This window comes from Hymenobacter defluvii (genome assembly GCF_017589435.1).
In the GTDB taxonomy this organism is placed as follows: Bacteria; Bacteroidota; Bacteroidia; order Cytophagales; family Hymenobacteraceae; genus Hymenobacter; species Hymenobacter profundi.
On sequence record NZ_JAGETX010000009.1, the window covers coordinates 127,687 to 147,914 of the forward strand.

Here is a 20,228-nt window from a genome sequence, read left to right on the forward strand (position 1 = left end):
AGAAATTATTCTGACTGCACCGGGAGCCGCCGCAGCCAAGCCTGCACCTGCTCGATTTCCCGCTGCTGGTCCAGCAGGATAAAGTAAGCCACTCGTTGCAGGGCCTCATCCCGTCCCAACTCCAGCTCGGCGCGGGCCAGGGTCATCGAGTTTTGGTGATGGGGCACGAGCAGGGCGGCAAAGTCGCGGTCAATGCTGCCGGTGCCGGCGTCTTCCTGCTTGGGGGTGTGATGGTGGTTGAGGGAATCGGAGCCTGCTTCCACTTTGGCGATGATGCGGTGGGCGGCCGGGTGCAGGCCGTCGGTGGCCGCCGCGAGCAACTTCTCCAACTCGTGGGATTGGGTGGTATGGTCCGGGTAAGCAGGTGGCTGCGCCTGAATGCGCTGGATGGCCGAGTCCAGCCCCAGAATGAGCTGCTGATGGGCGCGGTGGATGTCCTGTGCAATGCTACGCAGCTCCGGGTCGTGGCCCTGTTTGAGCTCCAGGGCGGACATGGACACGGCTGCCCGGTGGTTTTCGCGCATGAGCCGGGCAAAGTAGAGGTCGAGGTTGGTCCCCAGCGGGAGGGCCTGGGAGTGCTCGGCCATGGTGTGCAGGGCCGCCATCATGGTCGCCGGCGCCCCGGGCGCGTGCACGTCGGCCGTCTCCGCCGATTTACCCCGGCAGGCGGCCAGCAGTAACCCCAGGGCAAGCAGCAGGAAAACGCGCACCTGCAGCAGCGCACGCGATGCAAGGGGAACGTAGATGGGAGTGCCACATGCCGCAAACTTAGGCGACGGTGGTGCTCACCACGTGGCTGCGGGCTTCGGGCGTGCCCTGCTGCGTTTCGTGCTGCACGTAGTATTCCAGCAGCGTGCCTGGGGCAAAAGCGTCGGTATCCAGGTAAGGCGAGCGGGCGTTTACGGCCACGCGCTGCCAGGCGGAGGCCTCCCCGCCGACGCGGCGCAGCACGTGGGCAACTTCCAGCAGGTCCTTGGAAAAAGCCAGGTGGCGTCCTTCGGGCACCAGGGTCAGGTCAATTTTGGCGGTGTGTTCAGTTGACATTAGCAAGGGGGAATAAGGTACTAGCTGTATGGTCCCGGGGTATGGGGAAGGGGTTTCGTGTCGTATCTTTCAGGCAAACTTATGGGCAAAATACCACACGGCTGCGCCACGACAACGCCGGCAACCCGGCGCCTTATCCAGCAAAGTACAGAAGGCGTACAAACGCTAGCCAAGCGCCTGGGGCTGAACGAGAAGACGGTGCGCAAGTGGCGGCGACGCACCACGACCGAAGAGGCGGTGCGCGGTCCCAAACCGGCCTCCACGGTGCTGGCCCCACTAGAAGAAGCGGCGATTGTGCTCTTTCGCAAAGAGATGCTGCTGCCCCTCGATGACTGCCTCTACGCGCTGCAGGAAACCATTCCGCACCTGCGCCGGTCGGCCCTGCACCGCTGTTTGCAGCGCCACGGCATCCGTTGCCTGCCCCCCGCTGACGCGCCCGCTGAAGGGACGAAAAAAGCGGCTTTCAAGTCCTATCCCCTGGGCTACCTGCACGTCGACTTTGCCCAGGTGCAGACGGAAGAAGGCAAGCTGTATGTAGTTATCGCCATTGACCGCACCAGCAAGTTTGCCTTTGCCGGGTTGCACCCGCACGCCACGCAGGCCATCGCCGTGGACTTCCTGCGCCGGGTGCTGCCGCAAATCCCCTACAAGGTGCATCAAGTGCTCACCGACAACGGCATTCAGTTTCGCAACTTGCCCCACCACACCCGCGTGGGCCGGCACCCTTTTGGCCAGCTCTGCGACGAGTGGGGTATTGAGCAGCGCTTTACCAAGCCGGCCCATCCCTGGACCAACGGCCAGGTGGAGCGGATGAACCGCACGGTGAAGGAGGTTACGATTAAACGCTACCACTACGAAACGACGGCCCAGCTCCACACCCACTTGCTCAGTTTCTTAGTCGCCTACAACTATGCCAAACGGCTCAAGCGTTTAAAGGGCCTTACCCCTTACGAATTCATCTGCGCCGAATGGCGGAAAAATCCTACTATCTTTCATCGCGACCCCACCTGCGCCCCCCTTCCCCATACGCCGGGACCATACAGGCGGCGGGCTTCTGGTCAATGTAAGCCCCGCCCGCGTTCTGGTTGTTGCGCGAGACGGCCTGGTAGACCTGGTCGATGGTGACGTTGAGCGAGCGCAGGCGGGTGGGGTCGAGCCGGATTTCGTACTGCTTGAGCAGGCCCCCGAAGCTGGCCACGTCGGCCACGCCGGGCGTGCCCAGCAGCTGCCGCCGGATAATCCACTCCTGAATGGTGCGCAGCTCGCGGGCGTCGTACTTCTTCTCGAAGCCCGGCTTGGCGCGCACCAGGTACTGGTACACCTCGCCCAGGCCGGTGCTCACGGGCGCGAGTTCCGGGCGGCCGGCTCCCTCGGGGATTTCGCTCTCGGCCTCGCGCAGGCGCTCGGCCACCTGCTGGCGGGCCCAGTAAATATCCACGTCGTCTTCAAAGACGATGGTGACAACCGAGAGGCCAAAGTGGGAGAAGGAGCGCACTTCCTTGCACTCTGGAATGGTGGCCACGCTCTACTCGATTGGAAAGGAAACGAGCCGCTCGATGTCGCCCGCGGCCAGCGAGGGGGCCACCGTGTACACGACGACCTGGTTGTTGGTAATGTCGGGTACCGCGTCAATCGGCAGCCGGCTCAGCGAGTAGCCGCCCCAGGCCACCAGGGCCAGGGTCAGCAGCCCGATAATGAGCTTGTTGTGAATGGAAAAATGAATGAGCCGGTCAAACATGCTGGCTGAGGGGTAAGGCTAGAAATCCTGAAAAAGAGCGGCCGGAGCTCGGGGGCTCGACGACGGCAGGTCCGGCGGGGCACAAAACGGTGCGCATGTGCCTACGCAACCGGGCACAACAGGGTGCCCGGTCCCGCAACGGAACCGGAAAAACAGGAAACTAGGCTTGGGGAGGCTGCCAGATGCTAGCGGCCCGTTGCCGCGCGGCGGGGGGCGCTAGGCGCGGGAAAAAGCGCGGGCCGGCGAATTCCTGCACGGGCTGGCCCAGTACTATGGCCAGCGCCACGGGCAGGGTGGTGCCCGGGCAGCAGTGGCATTGGCACAGCGGGGAGCACCATTCCAAGTGCGTGCGGCTGCCAGCCCCGTGCTCGGTGGCTTCCACCCGCGTCCTGCTGCCGAATGCCCACACCGGGACCTCGTCTGCGCAGGGCAAACAAGCCAACAAGGCAATGTAGACGGCAAAAAAGACGGAGAAGAAGCGCATTATTTAACGACGGGACGGTGCAAACATACGCAGTCTGCCGAGAGAAGGATATGCGGGCGGCGGGTTTGGGTTCCAGCCGGCGCAGCGCGGTGAAGGGAAACTCGTCGCCGGTGCGGTTCAGGTTGCGTGTTTGGGTTCCAGCCGGCGCAGCGCGGTGTAAGCCAGCGGCTGACCAGTGTAGTCCAACACTAGAAAATGGCTGGAAGTTGCCACGAAGCTCCCCGGAAAGAGCCCATTACCGGCAGCATTCTTTTTTCAACAATGAAACGCGGTTTCGGTAACTTTGTTTAGAAAGATTACAAATAAAAACTAGGTTCATGTCCGCATTTACTATGCCCCCCCCCGCTGCCCCGCTGCCCCTCGTGGACCAGCCGGGTTCCGGGCGGGCCACTTTTTCCCGGCTGGCGCTCATCGGCAACCCCAACTCGGGCAAATCGTCGCTCTTCAACCAGCTCACGGGCCTCAACCAGAAGGTGGGCAACTTCCCCGGCGTGACGGTGGACCGCAAAACTGGCATCAGCCAGCTCACGCCCCAGCACCGGGCCGAAATCATTGACCTGCCCGGCACCTACTCGCTCTACCCCAAGAGCCTGGACGAGAAGGTGATTACCGACCTGCTCTACGACCGCACGTCGGCCCAGTACCCGGACTTCGTGGTGGTGACCGTGGACGCGAGCAACCTGCGCCGCAACCTGCTGCTCTTCACCCAGGTGGTGGACCTGGGCCTGCCCGTCATTCTGGCCCTGAACATGATGGACGTGGCCGAGCAGCACGGCGTGCACATCGACGTGCCGGCGCTGGAGCGCGAGCTGGGCGTGCCTGTCATCCCGATGAACGCACGCAAGGGCGTCGGCGTGGCGGCCCTCAAGATTGTCATGGCCCGGGAGTTGGCCGCGCCCCGCAGCCGGTTCTACACGCCCGAGGCCGACCTGGCCGACCCGGTGGCGCAGATTCGCGCCCGCTTCGGGCTGCACAACGACTACTTGGCCTTGCACTACGCCCATCAGGGCGCGCACATCAAGCTGCTCACGGCCGAGGACCGAGCTTTCCTGCAGGAGCTGACGGGCCGGTACGACTTTCAGCCCACGGCGCGGCAGGCCCAGGAAACCATTGCCCGCTACGCCCGCATCAACGCCATCCTGCTCGACTGCGTGACGGTGACGCGCACCGAGAAAAATGAGCCCTACAGCAACCGGCTCGACAAGGTCCTCACCCACAAGGTGTGGGGCTACGGGATTTTCTTCGCCGTGCTGCTGCTGCTCTTCCAGGCCATCTTCGCCTGGGCCCAGTACCCGATGGATTTGATTGACCGGGGCATTGCCGGCCTGAGCGGGCTGATTCAGGACCGCTTCGATGGGCCGCTGGTGAACTTGGTGACGGAGGGCATCCTGGCGGGCCTGGGCGGGGTGCTCATGTTCGTGCCCCAGATTGCGCTGCTCTTCGCCTTCATTGCCGTGCTGGAAGAAACCGGCTACATGGCGCGCGTCACGTTCCTGATGGACAAAATCATGCGCAAGTTCGGCCTCAACGGCAAGAGCGTGGTGCCCCTGATTTCGGGCGTGGCCTGCGCCGTGCCGGCCATCATGAGCGCGCGCACCATCGAAAACTGGAAGGACCGCATCATCACCATTTTCGTGACGCCGCTCATGTCGTGCTCGGCGCGCATCCCGGTGTACACGGTGCTCATTGCCCTGGTGGTGCCCGACCAGAAGGTGCTCGGCGTCTTCAACCTGCAGGGCCTGGCCCTGATGGGCATGTACCTGCTCGGGCTGGGGGCGGCCCTGCTTTCGGCTTTGCTCATGAAGGGGCTGCTTAAGACCAAGGAGCGCAGCTACTTTATCATGGAGTTTCCGGTCTACAAGTGGCCGCGCTGGAAGAACGTGGGCATTACCATCGTGGAGAAGGTGAAGACCTTCCTCTTTCAGGCGGGGAAGGTCATCGTGGCCGTGTCCATTATTCTGTGGGTGCTGGCCTCCTACGGCCCCGGCCAGGCCCAGCAGCGGGCCGAAGTCCGGGTGCGGGCCCAGGCCGCGCAGCAGCGGTGGGCACCGGCCGAGACAGAAACGCGGGTGGCCTCGGCCAAGCTGCAGGAATCCTACGCCGGCGTGTTCGGGCGTACGCTAGAGCCCGCCATCCGGCCCCTGGGCTACGACTGGAAAATCGGCATTGCCCTGCTCACCTCGTTTGCGGCCCGGGAGGTGTTCGTGGGCACGATGTCCACCATCTACAGCGTGGGCCAGGACGCGGACATGCGCACGGTGCAGCAGAAGCTGGCCGCCGAGAAAGACGTGAACGGCGAGCCCGTGTTCACCGCGGCCCGCTCGTTTTCGCTGCTGGTGTTCTACGCCTTTGCCATGCAGTGCATGAGCACGCTGGCCGTGGTGTACCGCGAAACCAAGGGCCTGAAGTGGCCGCTGCTGCAACTGCTCTACATGACCGGGCTGGCCTACGCGGCGGCGTACGGGGTGTGCCACCTGCTGCGGTAAGCAACTATTCAGGCCGGAAACAAGGAGCCGCCTGCGATGCCGCTAACTGCACACAAATGAAAATCCCCGCTGTACAGGCGGGGTTTTTTTTATGACAACTACCTATCAATAATCAATCGGTTAGAAATTTCCGATATGTCAGAGTGTTATGCTTATGGCATTGGGGATGCTGTTAAACAAATAGGGTAAAACCTCCGACTTGGCAGCCGAGCAGCTTGAATGCTCTCCCCGACAGGCTAAAAAAAGCTCCCACAATATCGTTCTCTCATCTTCAAACAGGTGCCATTCAGGGTTTTATATTTTTGAAAAAAGCAGTTTTCAATCTTATTTAATCCAATAAACAGCATGTACTTAGCCCTTGGCTCAAAATCAATTATTATAACAACATCCTTTTCTGTTTCAGGTCACTTATTACTTTCTGCCCTTGCATCTTTTAATATCTTCACCCCTCCCCAGATGCTGATACCTACGACAACAACACCCACCACCAGGTCCGGAATAGAGGACTTTAAGAGCATTACCCCTAAACCAGATACGATGATTCCAAGATTTATCCACATATCATTATTCGTAAAAATAATGGATGCTTTTATATGTACACCGGCTTGTTTTTCAGGCTTCAGCAGTTGCACAATCCAGTAATTACTGGCGGTATTAACAATGGCAACAATAATCATTGCCCAACCCACGGGCTCAGAGCCTTCCGTAAATTTTCTTATCACATCAATTAAAAGAAGAATACCTGCGCCGATAAGAAAAAATCCTGAAAAAGAGGCTGCCCGCACTTTGGCTTGGACACTTTTCCCCACAGCATATAAGCTTACCAGGTAAATAGCCATATCTCCCGTGCTATCCAAAGCAGTACCTAACAAGCCGGAGGAATTGATAATGAAACCCACAATGCCAGCGAGGGCTACTTGGGAAAAATTAATCAACGATACTTGTATCAGCGTCCGCCGCTCCTTTTTGTTGCCCGGGTCGAGTTGCGGTTCTTTTTCTTCTTGTTCCTCCATTCCTATTATTTTAAGGTAGTCCTGAAAATGTAATGCTGGTGTCACGTTTTAAAAAACAGCTAAAAGATGAAATGTAGTCATTGCAATAGCGAAAATATCAAAAAGAATGGGCATACTCATTATGGCAAACAAAACTATTTTTGCCATATGTGTAATCGTCAATTTGTGGAAAACGGCCAAAACTGGTTTGTAAATGAAGCCGACAAATTACTCATCAATAAACTACTTTTAGAACGTATTTCTTTAGCCGGTATCTGTCGTGTATGTAATATCAGTGAAAAATGGCTTTTATCTTATCTTAAAGAATTGTATAATAATTTGCCTGACGATCTAAATGCCGATCTTTTTCTGCCAAATATTGAAGCTTACTTGGCCGATAGAATGGATGAGGAAATTTCGCGGTTAGAGGGTGTAAAAAAAATTCAATTGCATTACAAGACTATCTTCAGACGACAACAGAAGATCCGAATGTAATGGAGACAGATGAGAGCCACCAGTCGCCTATAATTGGCAGCTATCTAGCTGATATAGAGAATAATGACTTACTGCTAAATGATCTGTATAGCCAAGAGCGCAGCGCACGGGTAGAATATTACGGCATTCAACTGGATGAAATGTGGACTTTTGTTGGTGAGAAAAAGAATCAGCAATGGTTATGGTTAGCGCTCAATCCTGCGAATAGACAAATTGTTGCTTTTCATGTAGGCGGACGTGGCGGAGAAGATGCGCAACAGTTCTATGAAAATATTCCGGCCGCATTTAAGGGAGAAGGTGGCTTCTTTTCGGATTATTGGCAGGCGTACACACGTGTCTTTAAACAGGAGAATCATTTTGCAGTTGGCAAGGCTAGTGGCTTGACAGCTTATATAGAACGTTTTAATTGCACCCTTCGACAAAGAGTGGCTAGACTTGGAAGAAAAGTATTGAGTTTTTCTAAATCGCAGTAAACCATATTGGGGCAATAAACTATTTTATCTGCAATTTTAATATAGAGATGAAAGCATTACATTTATAGGACTACCATATTTTAACGGATTATTTTAATGGAATAACCTCGGAGAGCATCAAAAAATGGGGGGCAATTTATTGTCAGCTTCGGTGACTATTCGTTCTGCACCGTTTAACCACCCCGCAAAGGGAGCTGCCCACATTTTTTGATGCTCTCGGAACAGACCGACGAAACGCATCACAAGGACTTTGGCCGCACACGGGATGAGTGCCTTACAAAGTACGGCAACCCCGCCCAAGGGTTGTGAACAAGATTACTCCCGAAAGGTGCAGGATTATCAGACTACCCGTTTGGGCTTTACCAGGAACAGACCTGGCTCATAAGTACCTTACGCGGCGGCGTACGGGGTATATTACCTGCTGCGGTAAGCAACTATTCAGGTCGTAAACAAGGAGCCAGAGCCGCAGGCATCCTGCGGCGAATCCGCTTACAAGGCCGCCAACTCTTCGGCAAAGCCACCGCTGAGGATGGGAAAGCGCAGCCAGGAGCGCGGGTCCACGTTGTAGTCGTCCAGATGAAATGAGGGAGCATACCGCTCGCGCTTCCACTGGTTGCGGCTCCAGAGCTGGTAGAAGCGGCGCACGTACGTTTTCAGCTGTTCCGTGTCGAAGCCGGTGCTTTCGCCTTCCAGCATGGCCAGCACCTGCTTGGGGCTGAGGCGGTCGTAGAAGGTCAGGCGCTCGATGCGGTTGAGCAGGGCGTAGGGCATGAGGTCGCGCTCGTCGGTCTGCTGGTCTTCGAGCGGGCGCAGCTCGGCGGTAGGCTGTAGGGCATTCACGTGGCGCAGGGCGGGGTAGCCCAGCTCGGCTTCGGCCCAGCGCAGCCACTTTTTCACAAAGTCCTTGTCCACGCCCGTGATGGGCGAGATGCTGCCGGCCGTGTCGCCGTCCATGGTGCAGTAGCCCACGCTGGCTTCCGAGCGGTTGGAGGTGGTGATGAGCAGGCAGTTCAGCACGTTGGCCAGCAGCCAGATGGCGGGGGGCGCACCCGTGCCTGAATGTTCTGCAGGGCCAAATCGTCGGTCTGCCAGGTCAGCTCCCGGCCCAGCGCACCCTGGATTTTGCTCACGTAGCCGGTCACTTACTCATCAATTTCCCAATGGTAGAACCGGGCACCCAGGCTGTCGGCCAGCTCTTTGGCCGAGTTGAAGGTATCATCCGACGAATTCACGGTACCCTGGTAGGCGCAGGTGAGCAAGTGCTGCACCAATTGCTGGTTGACGGAAAGTTCGGGCGCCCGGGCTGATGGGAGCACTACCTGGGCTGCTTTGCCCCCGGCGCCTTCCTGCTGCACCTCGGTAGCTGCCTCCGGGAAGCAGCCACTGCGGCGCCTAAACAGCTCCAGGCCCAGCTCCGCCACGCCCAGGCGCACCATTTCGGCCACGGCCACGGCGCATGGCCCCACCGCTCAAACTCAGCACAAAGCCCCGGCTGCGGGCCTTGCGCAGGTAGTCGAACAAGCCCAGGCTCATGGCCTGGTTAAGTTCCAGGTATTCGTCGGGGGCGGGCAGCGGCACGACTTCCGGGGCCGGGGCAAGCTCCGCCAGAAAATCCACGTCCATCCACTCCAGGCCCACCTCCTTGAAGCTCAGCAGCTGGTTGCGCAGCAGCAGGTGCCCGTTGCGGGCCACCAGGATTTCGCCGTCGAAGATGATGCGGCCCGACTCGTTGCCCAGCAGGTTGGCGTAGAGGTAGGTGCAGTGATAGGTGCGCGAGGCCTCCATTACCAGCTGGTAGCGCACGTCGGTTTTGCTCATGGCAAAGTGGCTGGCCGACGGATTGACAATCAACTCCACCCGGCCTACCAGCCGGCCAGCCGGTCGCTCATGGGCGGGCTGCCAGGCATCCTGGCAGATTTCAAAGCCGAAGGGCTCATGCTGATGATGTACCCGCCGCTGGCCAAGGTCAAGTATGAGCAGTTGCCTACGGTCTTTAAAAACACGCGCATCATCGGCTTGTCGCTGGTGCTGAACTGGCTAGTGGGGCCGCTGCTCATGTTCCTGCTGGCCATTTGGCTGCTGCCCGACAAGCCCGAGTACATGATGGGCCTGATTCTCATTGGCATTGCCCGCTGCATCGCCATGTTGCTGGTCTGGAACGACCTGGCCGACGGCAGCCGCGAGTACGCGGCGGGGCTGGTGGCCCTGAATTCCATCTTTCAGGTGCTGTTTTACTCGGTGCTGGCCTGGCTCTTTATCACCGTCCTGCCCCCCTACTTCGGCTTGAAGGGCTACGCGGTGAACATCGGGATTTGGGACATTGCCCAAAGTGTGCTGATTTACCTGGGCACCCCCTTCGCGGCCGGATTTCTCGCGCGCACCATCCTGCGCCGCCTCAAAGGCAACGAATGGTACGAGCGGGTGTATATCCCGGCCATTAGCCCCATTACCCTCATCGCCTTACTGCTGACCATCGTGGTCATGTTTAGCCTGAAGGGTGAAACCATCGTGCAAGTACCGCTGGACGTGCTGCGCATCGCCCTGCCGCTGGCCCTGTATTTCGGCATCATGTTCGTGCTCAGCTTCGCGGCCGGCAAGTGGCTCGGGGCCGACTATGCCGAGAATGCCAGCATTGCCTTTACGGCCACGGGCAACAACTTCGAGCTGGCCATCGCCGTGGCCATCGGCGTGTTCGGGCTCAACTCCGGGCAAGCCTTTGCCGGCGTCATCGGACCGCTGATTGAGGTACCGGCCCTGATTGCCCTGGTAAACGTCGCCTTCTGGTTCCGCCGCCGCTGGTACGGAGAATCGGCGGCCGGCCCCGTTGCTAACCCGTCTCCCGCTGCACGCCCCTAGATGCCCGAAAGAGGGAATATAGCAGCCGTTTTTAACAGTATTAAGGATAGTATATGCTCTTAGCGGGAATCTCTGTTCCTACTATTGTGCTACCCCTATTACTAGCACTCACTCGGGAGCCGGGGCCGGCGACTCTTGCAGCACCAGCGCCAGGACTTCCCCACGGGAAAAAACTCACTGCGGAATAAACTCAATTCCCAATCCTCGATAGGGAAGCGGGCCGCAATGGCTTCATAAGCCGCGGCTGATATAGTGAGGTACGCCACTTCGCCGGTTGTTCCTTGGCCCCGGTCCCCATGAATGCAAAGCAGGTGGTCGAATTGGTTGAGCGGCGTGTACTTGAACGTGCGGATATATGCCTGATGCCCGCGATAGTATTCTAGGTCAGCGGCGGTAGCTAGTTTCTTGGAACTCATGTTAGTGAAGAGGGAAAAGGTTGGCTGGACAGGAAAGCAATGCAGCAATATCTACAAATTAATTGTTGTATATTGGTAACATACTTTGGTCTTTAACCTAGCGGCAACCATGGAAGTGAACGCAGAACAACAAATTAGGTACAGCTTCTTTAAGAAATTCGTGTACGGGAACGCGCCAATTGTGCGGGTCCCGTTGGCCCCGGAAAGAAGGTTCTCTTATCTGAGTGGGTGCTATTCCCATGAAGCGGTAGCAAGCCAGGACGAACAAGGGCAGTGGATAGAAATGCCGGATAACCTCATAATAGAGCAAGGGACCGACCAGGTATTGACGTGGCAGCGACCCTACGTAATCGGGCTGCAGCTGTCAGAGGGCGAGCGGGTGCGTTTACCAAATATGGTGCGCCGACAGATACATAATAATGGGCTCTATACCGTATCCAAGCTGGGTGAGGGGCCGTTTCGTTTTCTAAACGTCGAGTATACGCGCGACCAGTTCATTGCCTTGCAGGCCCAGCTACGGCCCGATTGCATCGGCGTTACCTATCCCACCAGTGAGGACAACGAGGTATCGTTCCACGAGGCCGGCGACGCCTACGGGGAGTGGACAGAGCTTTTCCATCCTAAGATAGAACTGCTCTTGTCCACGCGGGTTGGGGACGTGCATATCAAGCTGTATCGGGTATTTGCGAAGGGTATAATTCAGCACCACCATTACCAGCTTCAGACGTATGGCACCATTACCCATGCCATGATACAGCCCGAAGTAGGACGCCTATTCGTTGGCTTTCAGGAACATGGCCCCGAGTATATCTACGACAGCCCCGAAGTGTACCCTACCATCTTGGGTAATTGGTTGATTCACCAGCTCCGCGACGTGCTCACCCCAACAGAGCAAGCAGTACTATCTCTTTCTTACCCGGCACAAACGCAAGAAAAGGCAGCCCCGGCATTCGTGAGCTGGTGGCAGCGATTTTTTCGCTGCCCGACTCTTTCGTGACAAACTCCTTTGACGCATGACACTGGCCGCAACTATCAAACACAACCATCATCTCTGGGCTTCGATCAGAGAGCATTTTTTCCTCTTAGCCGAGGTAGAGCACTTACCAGTTTCCTCAGAAGAGAGGCGCCAGGTAAAGGCCCTGCATGAAGCCTTTCGCGTGTTAGTGCACGACGGCTGCGAGGAAGGCGAGGCTCTATTTGAGCGAACGATGACGCTATTTCCTTGGCTGGAACAGTTCAGGGCACAGGATAGATACGATATAGTCAAACTACAAGAGCAGGCTTACCTCGTAACTGAAGCAGCGTTAGAGTTTTGTAGTGACATAGTGGGCGTTCCGGCGTACGCGATTACCAGCATCAAAGCGAAGCTCGAAGCAACCCGAATCGGAACCTTTCGGACCCCCTACCCCTTTTTTTGCCCAGAACGTTCCCGAAATACAACACATCAACAGTAATTCTTCATTGTCTTATGGAAGTATTTTTCGACAGCCCCGGCCCAGGTTCTCATGCTACAACGGTGTTGGTCACCGGAACACCCAACGTTGATGAGGCCCTGAATGCCGCAAAAACGCGCATCTACAACGAGTATGCGACTGACCGGTACGAGATAATAATAACGCCCCCCAGCGGCGCTCCTGCTGAGGCCGAGCGATACGAAATGAGCGTTAGCATTACAGACACCCAACAGTCAGCCTGAAGCAGAAACTAACTGCAAGAAAAAAGAAGCGTTCCGGCCAATGATAGGAGCGCTTATCTTTTTAATCAAATAAGCAACATGTGATTAACATAAACCGTATATTTGATTAGTTGTTTCACCCCAGATACCGCCCAGATGGAAAAGCTGCATGCCCCGTGGAGCCCGGAACAGGTTCAGCTAATCAATGCCTACCAGCAATCCGGCAGCCCCCTACGCCTGCTTTGTCCCCACCGGAGCGATGCCGTAGGCGACACGCTCTTCCAAGCGCTGGCTCCGCGTACCAATAAAGGGTTGCTGCACGCTACCGCAGCCGGGTTGCGCTGCTCGTACTGTCAGCATGTGCAGGAGTGGTGCTGGGCCTTCATGACGAAGCCCGAGCCTCCGGTAGTAGAGTCTGCTGGGTTCAGTAGCTTTTGGGCACTTGGTACGCCCAACCGTACTCCCTAACTCTATGGCCATCCCAAGCGCCCCGCAGCCGGGCACGCGTGCTGCATGAAACCTGCCTACTCCTATCAGCTCATCATTGACGGCCAGGCCCAACGCGTTGTCTACACCAGTCTGGAGGCGCTGCTACTCGATCCTGACAATCCGGTGAAAGCCGACCAGCGCAACCGCATTGCCTACCTGCGCCGCAAGAGCGGCTATCCGGTCGATTTGGGCGAGGGGATCTTCCTTCAGCAGCTGGTGGTGCTCAACGTGGGCGACGTGCGCAAGAAAGCCGCGCCGGCCTCTGAAGCCTCTTCGATTTCCAATTAGAAAACCCAGCTTACAATGAGCACTTCCTTGAACCTGACGCTCGATGCCGGCAGTAAACCGCTCTAGCTGGCTGTGACCCCTGACCTGCCAGCCTTTGAGCAGCTAGTCTACACTTATGATCCAGAATGGCTGGAATTGGAAAACCCGTACGATTACAATTCTGCGAAGGTCCCCCGTTGCGGGGTAAATATGCGCTATGCGTGTACGGATGGCACAACACACGACCACTGGCGTTGGGGCGAACCGACGTTGTGGTGGCCACTACCCGAAACTCCGGCTATTCCAGGTGCTCAGGCACTTTTAGACAGCGTTAGTGCTGAAAGTGATTCGTAACGGCTGAGCAATTTCTAACTACAAAATTATCCTGCCATGTGCACGACCTTGAACCTCACGCCGCCTGATGGCAGCACTCCCCGCCCCGCTTCCGTTGCAGTAGATACCGCGAACCTGGCGCTCGATGGCGCCGAGACGTTCCGCTCCATGGCCACGAGTCCCCTTTCCGGCGTCGAGAAGGTGCGCCGGGCCTTAGCTACCGGTACGGTGAACGAGCTGATTATTACCGTGGCCGTCCCCAACCGTGATTTAGAGTCGATGATTTGCTTTGTTGCCGGCGATGATTTCGACGGAGTAGCCCTGGAGCAAGGCGGCGACTATTTCATCATCGGACTGGATAACTCGGTTACCCCTTCCGGCTGGGTAGAGCTAAGCCAGGACAAGGAGTTGGGCGGGGATGGGAGCCGCGTCCTTATCGAGCTGCCAGGCAAGGAATTCACGGTAGGCGTCGAGTGGCGCAACGGTGATTTCTTTGAGCCTTTCACAGTGCAGGAGTTTGAGCAGGGCCTGAAGGATTATGAGCACCTTTACTAATTACTGGCGTCCTAAAAGCAATGAACACAGAATACATCACGGCCGCGCAGTGGGCAGCCATTAGGCCGTTTTTACCCGATGAGCCCCACGACGGCCAGTCCGAGAACCGCTTGTTTGCCGAAGGGGTACTTAGAATGCTCATCACAGGTACGAATTGGGAAAAATGGCCCGAAGCGTTAGGCAATAGGTACGTGGCCCACGAGCGCATGCAAGTATGGCTACAAGAGGGTACTTGGTTGAGAATATATGATAAGCTGCACCCGTTGAGTGCCCCGGCAGGAGCCATAATGCAACTATGGCAGGTTTACTACGACGACCTGCGAAAGCAAGGCTTGTTAGGCGAGGAAGATCCAGTCTTGGTGGAGTTGGCTGAGAATTCGCGGAAGATGCAGGAACGGGCAAAGGAGCTGCTGGTACTCTTACCCACGCTGTCGGAAGAGGATCAGCAAGCCGCTATGCGCGCCTATTTACACGACTTGGCCAACGCGGACATATCCAAGTATCAGGTGAAGTATCCCGAAGAATACCTTCGCTTGATAAGCAAGCTGGAAGGAGATGGTGAGGTTAGTTAGAACCCCAGCAGAAATGGGACCCGCCCGCTGATCGAGCTGCGAAAGACTGGAGTAAGTAGGAATGAAAAAGCCTCGATTAAATATAGTCGGGGCTTCTTTTTTTGAATAGCTAATGGGTATTTTTTGCATTTATTTTGTTATATTATGGTAACAGACAAAGCACACTAATCTCCCACTTATAAATAGAAAACGCTGGTATGGGGAAGTTATTGATTGTCGAGAGTCCCAATAAGGTTGGCAAGATCAAGGGCTTTTTAGGGCCAGGTTGGGACGTAGCGGCCAGCGTCGGCCATATCCGCGATCTGCCGAAAGATGGCGTCGGCATTGATAAGGCCAACGGCTACAAGATGCAGTATGTCATTTCCGAGGGCAAGCACAAGGTCGTCAAGGACCTGAAGGAGAAAGTAAAAACGTGCGGGCCGCAGAACGTGTATCTGGCCACGGACCCAGACCGGGAAGGCGAAGCCATTTCCTTTCATCTGTGCCAGGCCCTGGGCTTGGACTACCGGACCACCCACCGGGTAACGTTCCAGGAAATTACCAGCGAAGCCGTGCAGGCAGCCGTGCAGAATCCGCGCCGCCTCGATATGCCGCTGGTATTGGCGCAGGAAACCCGCCGCGCCGTGGATCGACTCGTCGGCTATGAAATCTCCCCCGTGTTGTGGCGCAAGCTCACCAACGTTAAGTCGGCAGGGCGGGTGCAGTCCCCCGCCGTGCGCCTGATCGTGGAGCGCGAGCGCGAGATAGCCGGGTTCACCGACAAGTATACGTTCGGGGTCTGGGGCATCTTTGGGACGCCGAAAGGCGAACTGTTACCGGCCGTCCGTACCACCTCCTTTAACGATGGCCAGAGTGCGCAGCAGTACTTGCGCAGCACCCAGGGCCAACGCTATGCCGTGCGCGAAGTCACCAGGCAGCCAGTAGAGCGCAACCCGCCCGCGGCCTATAGCACCTCGACACTGCAACAGGACGGGGTGAAAAAGCTGAAGTTCACAGTTAACCGGGTATCAGAAGTGGCGCAGGCACTGTTCGAAGCCGGCCACATCACCTACATTCGGACCGACTCCGTGAATCTTTCTGATTCGGCCATTGCCGAGGCCAAGGGCCAGATTGTCGGTCAGTACGGGGCTCAGTACCTGCACGAGCGGCGGTTCAAAAACAAAGCCGGGGCGCAGGAGGCCCACGAGGCAATACGGCCGACCCATTGGGAAAACCCGCAGGCCGGGGCGACCGACGAACAGCAGCGCCTCTATCAGCTGATCTACAACCGGGCCTTAGCATCCCAGATGAGCGCCGCCCGCTACGACGAAACCCGTATCACGCTGGGCTCCGCGCTCCCCGACGACGAGTACGCCAGCAAAACCCGCGTCCTGGTGTTCGATGGCTATTTACGCGTGTACCAGGACGCACAGGAGGAAGATGAGGAAGAAGATACGCCGCTGTTGAAACATCCGGTGCAGGCCGGCGACGCGCTGAGCGTGCAGCAGCTCGAAGCCCGGCAGACCTACAGCAAGCCGCCCCGGCGCTTTGACCAAGCCACCTTAGTAGGGGAGCTAGAGAAGCGGCAGATTGGCCGGCCCAGCACCTACGCAAGCATCATCGACAACATCACGACCAAAAAGGGCTACATCACTACCGGCACCGTAACGGGCAAGCAGGTAAAAGCTACCGTCTTCACGCTAGCCGACGGCCAGATTACCCAGCGCGATAAAACCGTGACGCTGGGGGCTGACAAAGGCAAACTGTTGCCCAGCCCCACCGGAACTGATCTGGTAGTCTTTCTGGAGCAGAATTTCGCGCAGGTGGTAGACTACCGTTTCACCGCCCGCTGCGAGGCCATCTTTGATGAGATTGCGCAGGGTACGAACACCTACCAAAGCTTCCTGCCCAAGTTCGACAAGCAGTTAGCGGGCTGGCTGGCTCAGGCTGAAACCAAGTACAAGGACGTGCCCGACGCCGGCAGTATAGCCGTAGGGAAACTCGATGGGTTGCCGATCACAGCCGGTAAGGGCAAGTTCGGAACGTACGTGAAGTACCAGGAGCAGTATTTCTCGATAGAAAAGCTCGCTCCCGAGGCCGTGACAATGCCCGTGGCGATTGCTGCCATCCGGGCCAAGCAGGAAAACGGTAAGCGCGAAATAGGCAAGTACCAGGGCAAGCCGATAGTTGCGTGCAAAAACGAGAAGGGTACCTATCTACTCTGGGAGAAGCAGTTTTTCAACGTGGACGCCGGCATGTTGCCCGGCGACATTTCCGAGCAGTTGGCCCAGCAGTTTATCAGCCAGGGCGTAGCTAAGCAGCAAGAAAACGTAGTGGCCACCATCGGCAAAACCTACAGCATCCGGCGCGGGCAGTACGGGCTTTACCTCACCGATAGGAAAACCAATGCGGGCCTGAAAAAAGACGTGACGGAGGCCCAGGCCAGTAGCTATACCGAGCAGCAATGCAAGGAGCTGATTGACAGCTACAAGAAATGGAAAGCGAAGCAGAAGTAGTAAAACCAACCCTTGTCCCCTCCCCCACGGCTAGCATGTCAACCTCCTCCCCTACCCTGTCTTACGCGGAGTTCTGCATCACGTACTGGCAAGCAGGCTATCACTGGCCCTACCCCGTGGCCTCCTATCAGGATGCCAGCCCCAGCACGTCCTTCCACGAATTTAAGGTGCTCATGCAGAAAATGGGCCGAGAAAGCGAGTTGGAAGGCCGGGGACCTAGCTTGCTTCGGGCCTGCTACGAGTATCTAGCCGGACCGGAAGGAAAGGCAGTGGAGCTTCTGGAAGTGTACGCATTCCTCTGCCAGCCCTACCCCGAGGCAATTGCGCTGTTGAAAGGCTACCAGCCGGTATTTTCCTGGCTGTTGCGAGCAGCAGTTACGGAGCCCGACATGCTGGAGGGATTCAACCGAGGGCTAGGCGCTTTCGAGTCGGCCGGGCAGTATATTGAATGCTGCCTAGCTTACCCAGAACAAGAGGAACGCGAGTGTCAGGCGCAGGAGCAGGCGGCGAGGGAACGCGAAGCCTACGCGGCCGAGGTCGAGCCCAACATACAGAAGTTGGTGCAGCAGGATATAGAGCGGGAGAGGCAGGTTTTGCAAGAGCAATTGATTGGTACGCTTATTCAAGCGGTGATCATCTTCTTCAGCATGGCAGCCGGCTTTATAGTCGGCCAGCTCTTCTAAGCCCCGCCGCATGAAAAATATCCTGACCACCGTTCCGCAGCGCGGCGGCCTGAAGCAGTGGGCCGACGTAGAGAAGATCTTCCAGGGCTGCGACAGTGAGGAAGATTTCTGGACCTTCAGTTGCCGGTATTTCCCGAAAGAAAGCGGGCCAGGGGCACTTTGTTTTATGGTGCACAGTGGCTTTGTCCGGGGTTATTTCACGATACTGGAGTATTCAGACGACCCGGTGTACCGTTACGGCACCGATCAGACCGTTGCCCAGGAGTTTCTTGGCAACAAGGTGAAGCTCGCAGTATGGCGGCCAGTTCCCCAGCAGCCCATGACCGGGTTTCAAGGGTGGCGCTACACGGACCTACAGCCCTAACCAAGAGACCCGCCTAATTACCTCAATTCCTTGCTTCCAATGGCCTCTGACAAAACTTACGACCAAGTATTTGAATTGGAGCTAAAGCGCGTGCAGGTGGAGAATTTCGCCGTAATGGTGCAATTCTGGCAGGATGCGTTGGCACGCCCCGGAGGGCTGGCGACCGACTGGAGTAAACCCCTGATGCAGCTGCTCGACTTTGCTTTACAGCAAGGCTTCTGGGGCGCCGGTTTCCTCGATGCCGCGCACTTCCTGGAATGCCGGCAGCTGCAAGCGGCGTTCGAGGCGTACGCGCCCGGTGTCGGGTATGATCTGCTGACCCGCTTACCCCGCGACGAGCAGGGCCGCATCACGAAGCCCTTTGGTCATGAGTGAGACTCGCTTTTTCGTGGTTACCCAGAGCATGCCGGCCAAGGACGTGCATGGCCACTGGTTCACGTTCTTTCCGAAGCGCATCTACGAGGCCGAGAAAATAGCGGCAACCTACCTGGTAGCCAAAGACCCGGATAAGCCCAGCCGCGAAATCTACTTGCGGTTGCCGTCCCCGTGGTGGTGGCAGCGCGTGCAGTTCACCCCGGAAACCCTCGACCTGAGCGGTCTATTCAAGAACGGGTAAGCCCCACTTTTCTACTTACAAAATGGATACCCTTTTCATCTTAACCGTCCTGATCGTTTTGCTGACCTCCGGCGTCGCTATGCTCGTCTACTATCTTTTCACGCGGGACCGGCTGAAGCCGCAGGTAAAACTTACGCTCTACGTCTTCTACCTGATTGCGGCCCCTATCCTGATCTACAAGGTCCTGTTGTTGCCCCTGACACCGGTAGTTATGGTGCCCTTGTGGACGCTGCTGCTGGTAGTGGCCTGGGTGGGCGCCGTGCAGCAGTCCATTACCAAGTTTCAGGGCGGCAACGCGGCCCTCTTCATCATTTGCTTTCTGCTCTATTATGGGGGCCTGGGCTACCACGTCTACCAGTTACTGGAGATAGAACGGCGCGGGCACTACCAGGTCGCGCAGAAGGCCAAGGCCACGCCGAAAGCAGCCCGCTCGAAAGCGCAGGGCCGCTAGCCCCTCCCCTACCCTACTCAGGTAGGATAATGCGTCGGCTAATCCTGAGCAGGCCCCACGTAGAGGTTAGTATGATGCCCTTCAAAAATGGCAATCATATACAGGATATCCGGTACCTCGCCCGGCTCCAAAGGTTCTAATTCGGAATCCAAAATGTCGCCCGCTTGCATCTTGTCCCCGTGCACCTTGATTTGCGCTAGTTGGGCCGCATGATCTGCACTAGTGGCTTGGACGTGGGCAATGAAAGTTGCCCCATCGTCATAAAAGCCCGCGACGACTGTACAAGGTCGCAGGGCTGTAGTTGCAGCGTGACTCATTGTTCAACCTAAAAGGGGATATTCGGACGATTTACCGTTTGCTGGCGTAAAAGTAGTAGCCGCTTCGCCTTTCTTTTCCCTTTCGTCTTTATTCATGCAAAAGCCCGCCCCTGGCAACAGAGGCGGGCTTTTTGTTGGGGGCTACTACTTCTAATGTTGCACCGTTACCGGGTAGTTGGCCAGTGGTCCGGCAGGTACTTGCGGACAAGGGAGTTGTCTCGCGGCGTGAGCGTTTTGCCTTGCCGCAGCTGCTCTTGTACCCATTCCATGTGGCGCTGTTGATGCGGTGGTATCCGGGGCGTCACCTGGCTATGAACCTGACTGGCTCGGTAGTCGGGAGCGCGGTGCTCCGTAATGCCCGATGAGGTACTACACTCCATGCCGATGACAAGCCAACCCAAGAGAAAGTAACAAGACTTGCGCATTG

At 57.0% G+C, this 20,228-nt stretch carries 24 protein-coding genes and 3 pseudogenes; 18 read left to right on the top strand and 9 right to left on the bottom strand.

Annotation, left to right across the window (positions count from 1 at the left end; genetic code table 11):
- Positions 1–5: 5 nt before the first annotated feature.
- Entirely contained in the window at positions 6–710 is a 705-nt protein-coding gene (locus tag J4D97_RS15875; RefSeq protein ID WP_208308405.1) for a DUF305 domain-containing protein, read from the bottom strand.
- 58 nt (positions 711–768) lie between these two features.
- Entirely contained in the window at positions 769–1,044 is a 276-nt protein-coding gene (locus J4D97_RS15880; protein WP_208308406.1) for a hypothetical protein, read from the bottom strand.
- An 81-nt stretch (positions 1,045–1,125) separates the two neighbouring features.
- Here J4D97_RS15880 and J4D97_RS15885 point away from each other — a divergent pair.
- Positions 1,126–2,049: pseudogene (locus J4D97_RS15885) on the top strand (IS481 family transposase); the annotation flags it as partial.
- 16 nt (positions 2,050–2,065) lie between these two features.
- Here the strand turns inward: J4D97_RS15885 and J4D97_RS15890 are convergent.
- A pseudogene (locus tag J4D97_RS15890) lies at positions 2,066–2,782 on the bottom strand (efflux RND transporter permease subunit); the annotation flags it as partial.
- 160 nt (positions 2,783–2,942) lie between these two features.
- Positions 2,943–3,266 (bottom strand): DUF6660 family protein, encoded by a 324-nt coding sequence (locus J4D97_RS15895; RefSeq protein ID WP_208308407.1) that lies wholly within the window; start codon positions 3,264–3,266, stop codon positions 2,943–2,945.
- A gap of 332 nt (positions 3,267–3,598) precedes the next feature.
- Here J4D97_RS15895 and feoB point away from each other — a divergent pair, with 332 nt between their 5' ends.
- A complete protein-coding gene (gene feoB, locus J4D97_RS15900; protein ID WP_208308408.1) occupies positions 3,599–5,752 on the top strand; it encodes a ferrous iron transport protein B in 2,154 nt (717 codons plus the stop codon).
- A 404-nt stretch (positions 5,753–6,156) separates the two neighbouring features.
- Here the strand turns inward: feoB and J4D97_RS15905 are convergent, their stop codons facing one another.
- Entirely contained in the window at positions 6,157–6,765 is a 609-nt protein-coding gene (locus J4D97_RS15905) for a cation transporter (protein ID WP_208308409.1), read from the bottom strand.
- A gap of 66 nt (positions 6,766–6,831) precedes the next feature.
- On the opposite strand from J4D97_RS15905, the gene J4D97_RS15910 reads away from it, so the two are divergent.
- Both J4D97_RS15910 and J4D97_RS15915 read left to right on the top strand, forming a co-directional pair.
- Complete coding sequence (locus tag J4D97_RS15910; protein ID WP_432207213.1) at positions 6,832–7,239, top strand: IS1/IS1595 family N-terminal zinc-binding domain-containing protein; 408 nt, start codon at positions 6,832–6,834, stop codon at positions 7,237–7,239.
- On the top strand, positions 7,239–7,712 hold the full coding sequence (locus tag J4D97_RS15915; RefSeq protein WP_208308411.1) for an IS1 family transposase: 474 nt from the start codon (positions 7,239–7,241) through the stop codon (positions 7,710–7,712). The genes J4D97_RS15910 and J4D97_RS15915 overlap by 1 nt, the downstream gene beginning before the upstream one ends.
- A 489-nt stretch (positions 7,713–8,201) precedes the next feature.
- Here J4D97_RS15915 and nadE read toward each other — a convergent pair.
- Positions 8,202–9,260: pseudogene (gene nadE / locus J4D97_RS23995) on the bottom strand (NAD(+) synthase); the annotation flags it as partial.
- A gap of 276 nt (positions 9,261–9,536) precedes the next feature.
- On the opposite strand from nadE, the gene arsB reads away from it, so the two are divergent.
- Entirely contained in the window at positions 9,537–10,568 is a 1,032-nt protein-coding gene (arsB, locus tag J4D97_RS15930) for an ACR3 family arsenite efflux transporter (protein ID WP_347879353.1), read from the top strand.
- A 101-nt stretch (positions 10,569–10,669) separates the two neighbouring features.
- On the opposite strand, the gene J4D97_RS15935 is transcribed toward arsB, so the two are convergent.
- Positions 10,670–10,984: a hypothetical protein gene (locus J4D97_RS15935; protein WP_208308413.1), complete on the bottom strand. Its 315-nt coding sequence runs from the start codon at positions 10,982–10,984 to the stop codon at positions 10,670–10,672.
- Positions 10,985–11,267: 283 nt separating this feature from the next.
- On the opposite strand from J4D97_RS15935, the gene J4D97_RS15940 reads away from it, so the two are divergent.
- From J4D97_RS15940 to J4D97_RS16000, 13 genes are all read left to right on the top strand, one after another.
- Positions 11,268–11,981 carry a hypothetical protein gene (locus J4D97_RS15940; protein ID WP_208308414.1) on the top strand — a complete coding sequence of 238 codons (714 nt, stop codon included), beginning with the start codon at positions 11,268–11,270 and terminating at the stop codon, positions 11,979–11,981.
- Between the two features lie 16 nt (positions 11,982–11,997).
- Positions 11,998–12,438, top strand: a complete 441-nt coding sequence (locus tag J4D97_RS15945) for a hypothetical protein (protein ID WP_208308415.1) — start codon at positions 11,998–12,000, stop codon at positions 12,436–12,438.
- A gap of 14 nt (positions 12,439–12,452) precedes the next feature.
- Positions 12,453–12,680, top strand: coding sequence for a hypothetical protein (locus tag J4D97_RS15950; protein ID WP_208308416.1), 228 nt, complete (start codon positions 12,453–12,455; stop codon positions 12,678–12,680).
- A 135-nt stretch (positions 12,681–12,815) separates the two neighbouring features.
- On the top strand, positions 12,816–13,127 hold the full coding sequence (locus J4D97_RS15955; protein WP_208308417.1) for a hypothetical protein: 312 nt from the start codon (positions 12,816–12,818) through the stop codon (positions 13,125–13,127).
- A gap of 45 nt (positions 13,128–13,172) precedes the next feature.
- Positions 13,173–13,436: a hypothetical protein gene (locus J4D97_RS15960; protein WP_208308418.1), complete on the top strand. Its 264-nt coding sequence runs from the start codon at positions 13,173–13,175 to the stop codon at positions 13,434–13,436.
- Positions 13,437–13,805: 369 nt separating this feature from the next.
- Positions 13,806–14,303 carry a hypothetical protein gene (locus J4D97_RS15965; RefSeq protein ID WP_208308419.1) on the top strand — a complete coding sequence of 166 codons (498 nt, stop codon included), beginning with the start codon at positions 13,806–13,808 and terminating at the stop codon, positions 14,301–14,303.
- 20 nt (positions 14,304–14,323) lie between these two features.
- Positions 14,324–14,875 (top strand): transposase, encoded by a 552-nt coding sequence (locus tag J4D97_RS15970; protein WP_208308420.1) that lies wholly within the window; start codon positions 14,324–14,326, stop codon positions 14,873–14,875.
- A 197-nt stretch (positions 14,876–15,072) separates the two neighbouring features.
- Complete coding sequence (gene topA, locus J4D97_RS15975) at positions 15,073–17,370, top strand: type I DNA topoisomerase (protein WP_208308421.1); 2,298 nt, start codon at positions 15,073–15,075, stop codon at positions 17,368–17,370.
- Between the two features lie 35 nt (positions 17,371–17,405).
- Complete coding sequence (locus J4D97_RS15980) at positions 17,406–18,053, top strand: hypothetical protein (protein ID WP_208308422.1); 648 nt, start codon at positions 17,406–17,408, stop codon at positions 18,051–18,053.
- 10 nt (positions 18,054–18,063) lie between these two features.
- Positions 18,064–18,417: a hypothetical protein gene (locus J4D97_RS15985; RefSeq protein ID WP_208308423.1), complete on the top strand. Its 354-nt coding sequence runs from the start codon at positions 18,064–18,066 to the stop codon at positions 18,415–18,417.
- Positions 18,418–18,456: 39 nt separating this feature from the next.
- Positions 18,457–18,792, top strand: coding sequence for a hypothetical protein (locus tag J4D97_RS15990; RefSeq protein WP_208308424.1), 336 nt, complete (start codon positions 18,457–18,459; stop codon positions 18,790–18,792).
- The gene (locus J4D97_RS15995; RefSeq protein ID WP_208308425.1) at positions 18,785–19,033 is read left to right on the top strand and encodes a hypothetical protein; all 249 of its coding nucleotides are present in this window, start codon (positions 18,785–18,787) and stop codon (positions 19,031–19,033) included. Before J4D97_RS15990 ends, J4D97_RS15995 begins: the two co-directional genes overlap by 8 nt.
- 22 nt (positions 19,034–19,055) lie before the next feature.
- Positions 19,056–19,484 (top strand): hypothetical protein, encoded by a 429-nt coding sequence (locus tag J4D97_RS16000; RefSeq protein ID WP_208308426.1) that lies wholly within the window; start codon positions 19,056–19,058, stop codon positions 19,482–19,484.
- A 38-nt stretch (positions 19,485–19,522) separates the two neighbouring features.
- Here the strand turns inward: J4D97_RS16000 and J4D97_RS16005 are convergent, their stop codons facing one another.
- Together J4D97_RS16005 and J4D97_RS16010 are read right to left on the bottom strand one after the other, a co-directional pair.
- Positions 19,523–19,801, bottom strand: coding sequence for a hypothetical protein (locus J4D97_RS16005; protein ID WP_208308427.1), 279 nt, complete (start codon positions 19,799–19,801; stop codon positions 19,523–19,525).
- Positions 19,802–19,965: 164 nt separating this feature from the next.
- Positions 19,966–20,226 (bottom strand): hypothetical protein, encoded by a 261-nt coding sequence (locus J4D97_RS16010; protein WP_208308428.1) that lies wholly within the window; start codon positions 20,224–20,226, stop codon positions 19,966–19,968.
- Positions 20,227–20,228: the final 2 nt, after the last annotated feature.

Coding starts and splice junctions, on each gene's coding strand:
- J4D97_RS15880 (WP_208308406.1), bottom strand. CDS start 1,044: ATGTCAACTGAACACACCGCCAAAATTGACCTGACCCTGGTGCCCGAA.
- J4D97_RS15895 (WP_208308407.1), bottom strand. CDS start 3,266: ATGCGCTTCTTCTCCGTCTTTTTTGCCGTCTACATTGCCTTGTTGGCT.
- feoB (WP_208308408.1), top strand. CDS start 3,599: ATGCCCCCCCCCGCTGCCCCGCTGCCCCTCGTGGACCAGCCGGGTTCC.
- J4D97_RS15905 (WP_208308409.1), bottom strand. CDS start 6,765: ATGGAGGAACAAGAAGAAAAAGAACCGCAACTCGACCCGGGCAACAAA.
- J4D97_RS15910 (WP_432207213.1), top strand. CDS start 6,832: ATGAAATGTAGTCATTGCAATAGCGAAAATATCAAAAAGAATGGGCAT.
- J4D97_RS15915 (WP_208308411.1), top strand. CDS start 7,239: ATGGAGACAGATGAGAGCCACCAGTCGCCTATAATTGGCAGCTATCTA.
- J4D97_RS15935 (WP_208308413.1), bottom strand. CDS start 10,984: ATGAGTTCCAAGAAACTAGCTACCGCCGCTGACCTAGAATACTATCGC.
- J4D97_RS15940 (WP_208308414.1), top strand. CDS start 11,268: ATGCCGGATAACCTCATAATAGAGCAAGGGACCGACCAGGTATTGACG.
- J4D97_RS15945 (WP_208308415.1), top strand. CDS start 11,998: ATGACACTGGCCGCAACTATCAAACACAACCATCATCTCTGGGCTTCG.
- J4D97_RS15950 (WP_208308416.1), top strand. CDS start 12,453: ATGGAAGTATTTTTCGACAGCCCCGGCCCAGGTTCTCATGCTACAACG.
- J4D97_RS15955 (WP_208308417.1), top strand. CDS start 12,816: ATGGAAAAGCTGCATGCCCCGTGGAGCCCGGAACAGGTTCAGCTAATC.
- J4D97_RS15960 (WP_208308418.1), top strand. CDS start 13,173: ATGAAACCTGCCTACTCCTATCAGCTCATCATTGACGGCCAGGCCCAA.
- J4D97_RS15965 (WP_208308419.1), top strand. CDS start 13,806: ATGTGCACGACCTTGAACCTCACGCCGCCTGATGGCAGCACTCCCCGC.
- J4D97_RS15970 (WP_208308420.1), top strand. CDS start 14,324: ATGAACACAGAATACATCACGGCCGCGCAGTGGGCAGCCATTAGGCCG.
- topA (WP_208308421.1), top strand. CDS start 15,073: ATGGGGAAGTTATTGATTGTCGAGAGTCCCAATAAGGTTGGCAAGATC.
- J4D97_RS15980 (WP_208308422.1), top strand. CDS start 17,406: ATGTCAACCTCCTCCCCTACCCTGTCTTACGCGGAGTTCTGCATCACG.
- J4D97_RS15985 (WP_208308423.1), top strand. CDS start 18,064: ATGAAAAATATCCTGACCACCGTTCCGCAGCGCGGCGGCCTGAAGCAG.
- J4D97_RS15990 (WP_208308424.1), top strand. CDS start 18,457: ATGGCCTCTGACAAAACTTACGACCAAGTATTTGAATTGGAGCTAAAG.
- J4D97_RS15995 (WP_208308425.1), top strand. CDS start 18,785: ATGAGTGAGACTCGCTTTTTCGTGGTTACCCAGAGCATGCCGGCCAAG.
- J4D97_RS16000 (WP_208308426.1), top strand. CDS start 19,056: ATGGATACCCTTTTCATCTTAACCGTCCTGATCGTTTTGCTGACCTCC.
- J4D97_RS16005 (WP_208308427.1), bottom strand. CDS start 19,801: ATGAGTCACGCTGCAACTACAGCCCTGCGACCTTGTACAGTCGTCGCG.
- J4D97_RS16010 (WP_208308428.1), bottom strand. CDS start 20,226: ATGCGCAAGTCTTGTTACTTTCTCTTGGGTTGGCTTGTCATCGGCATG.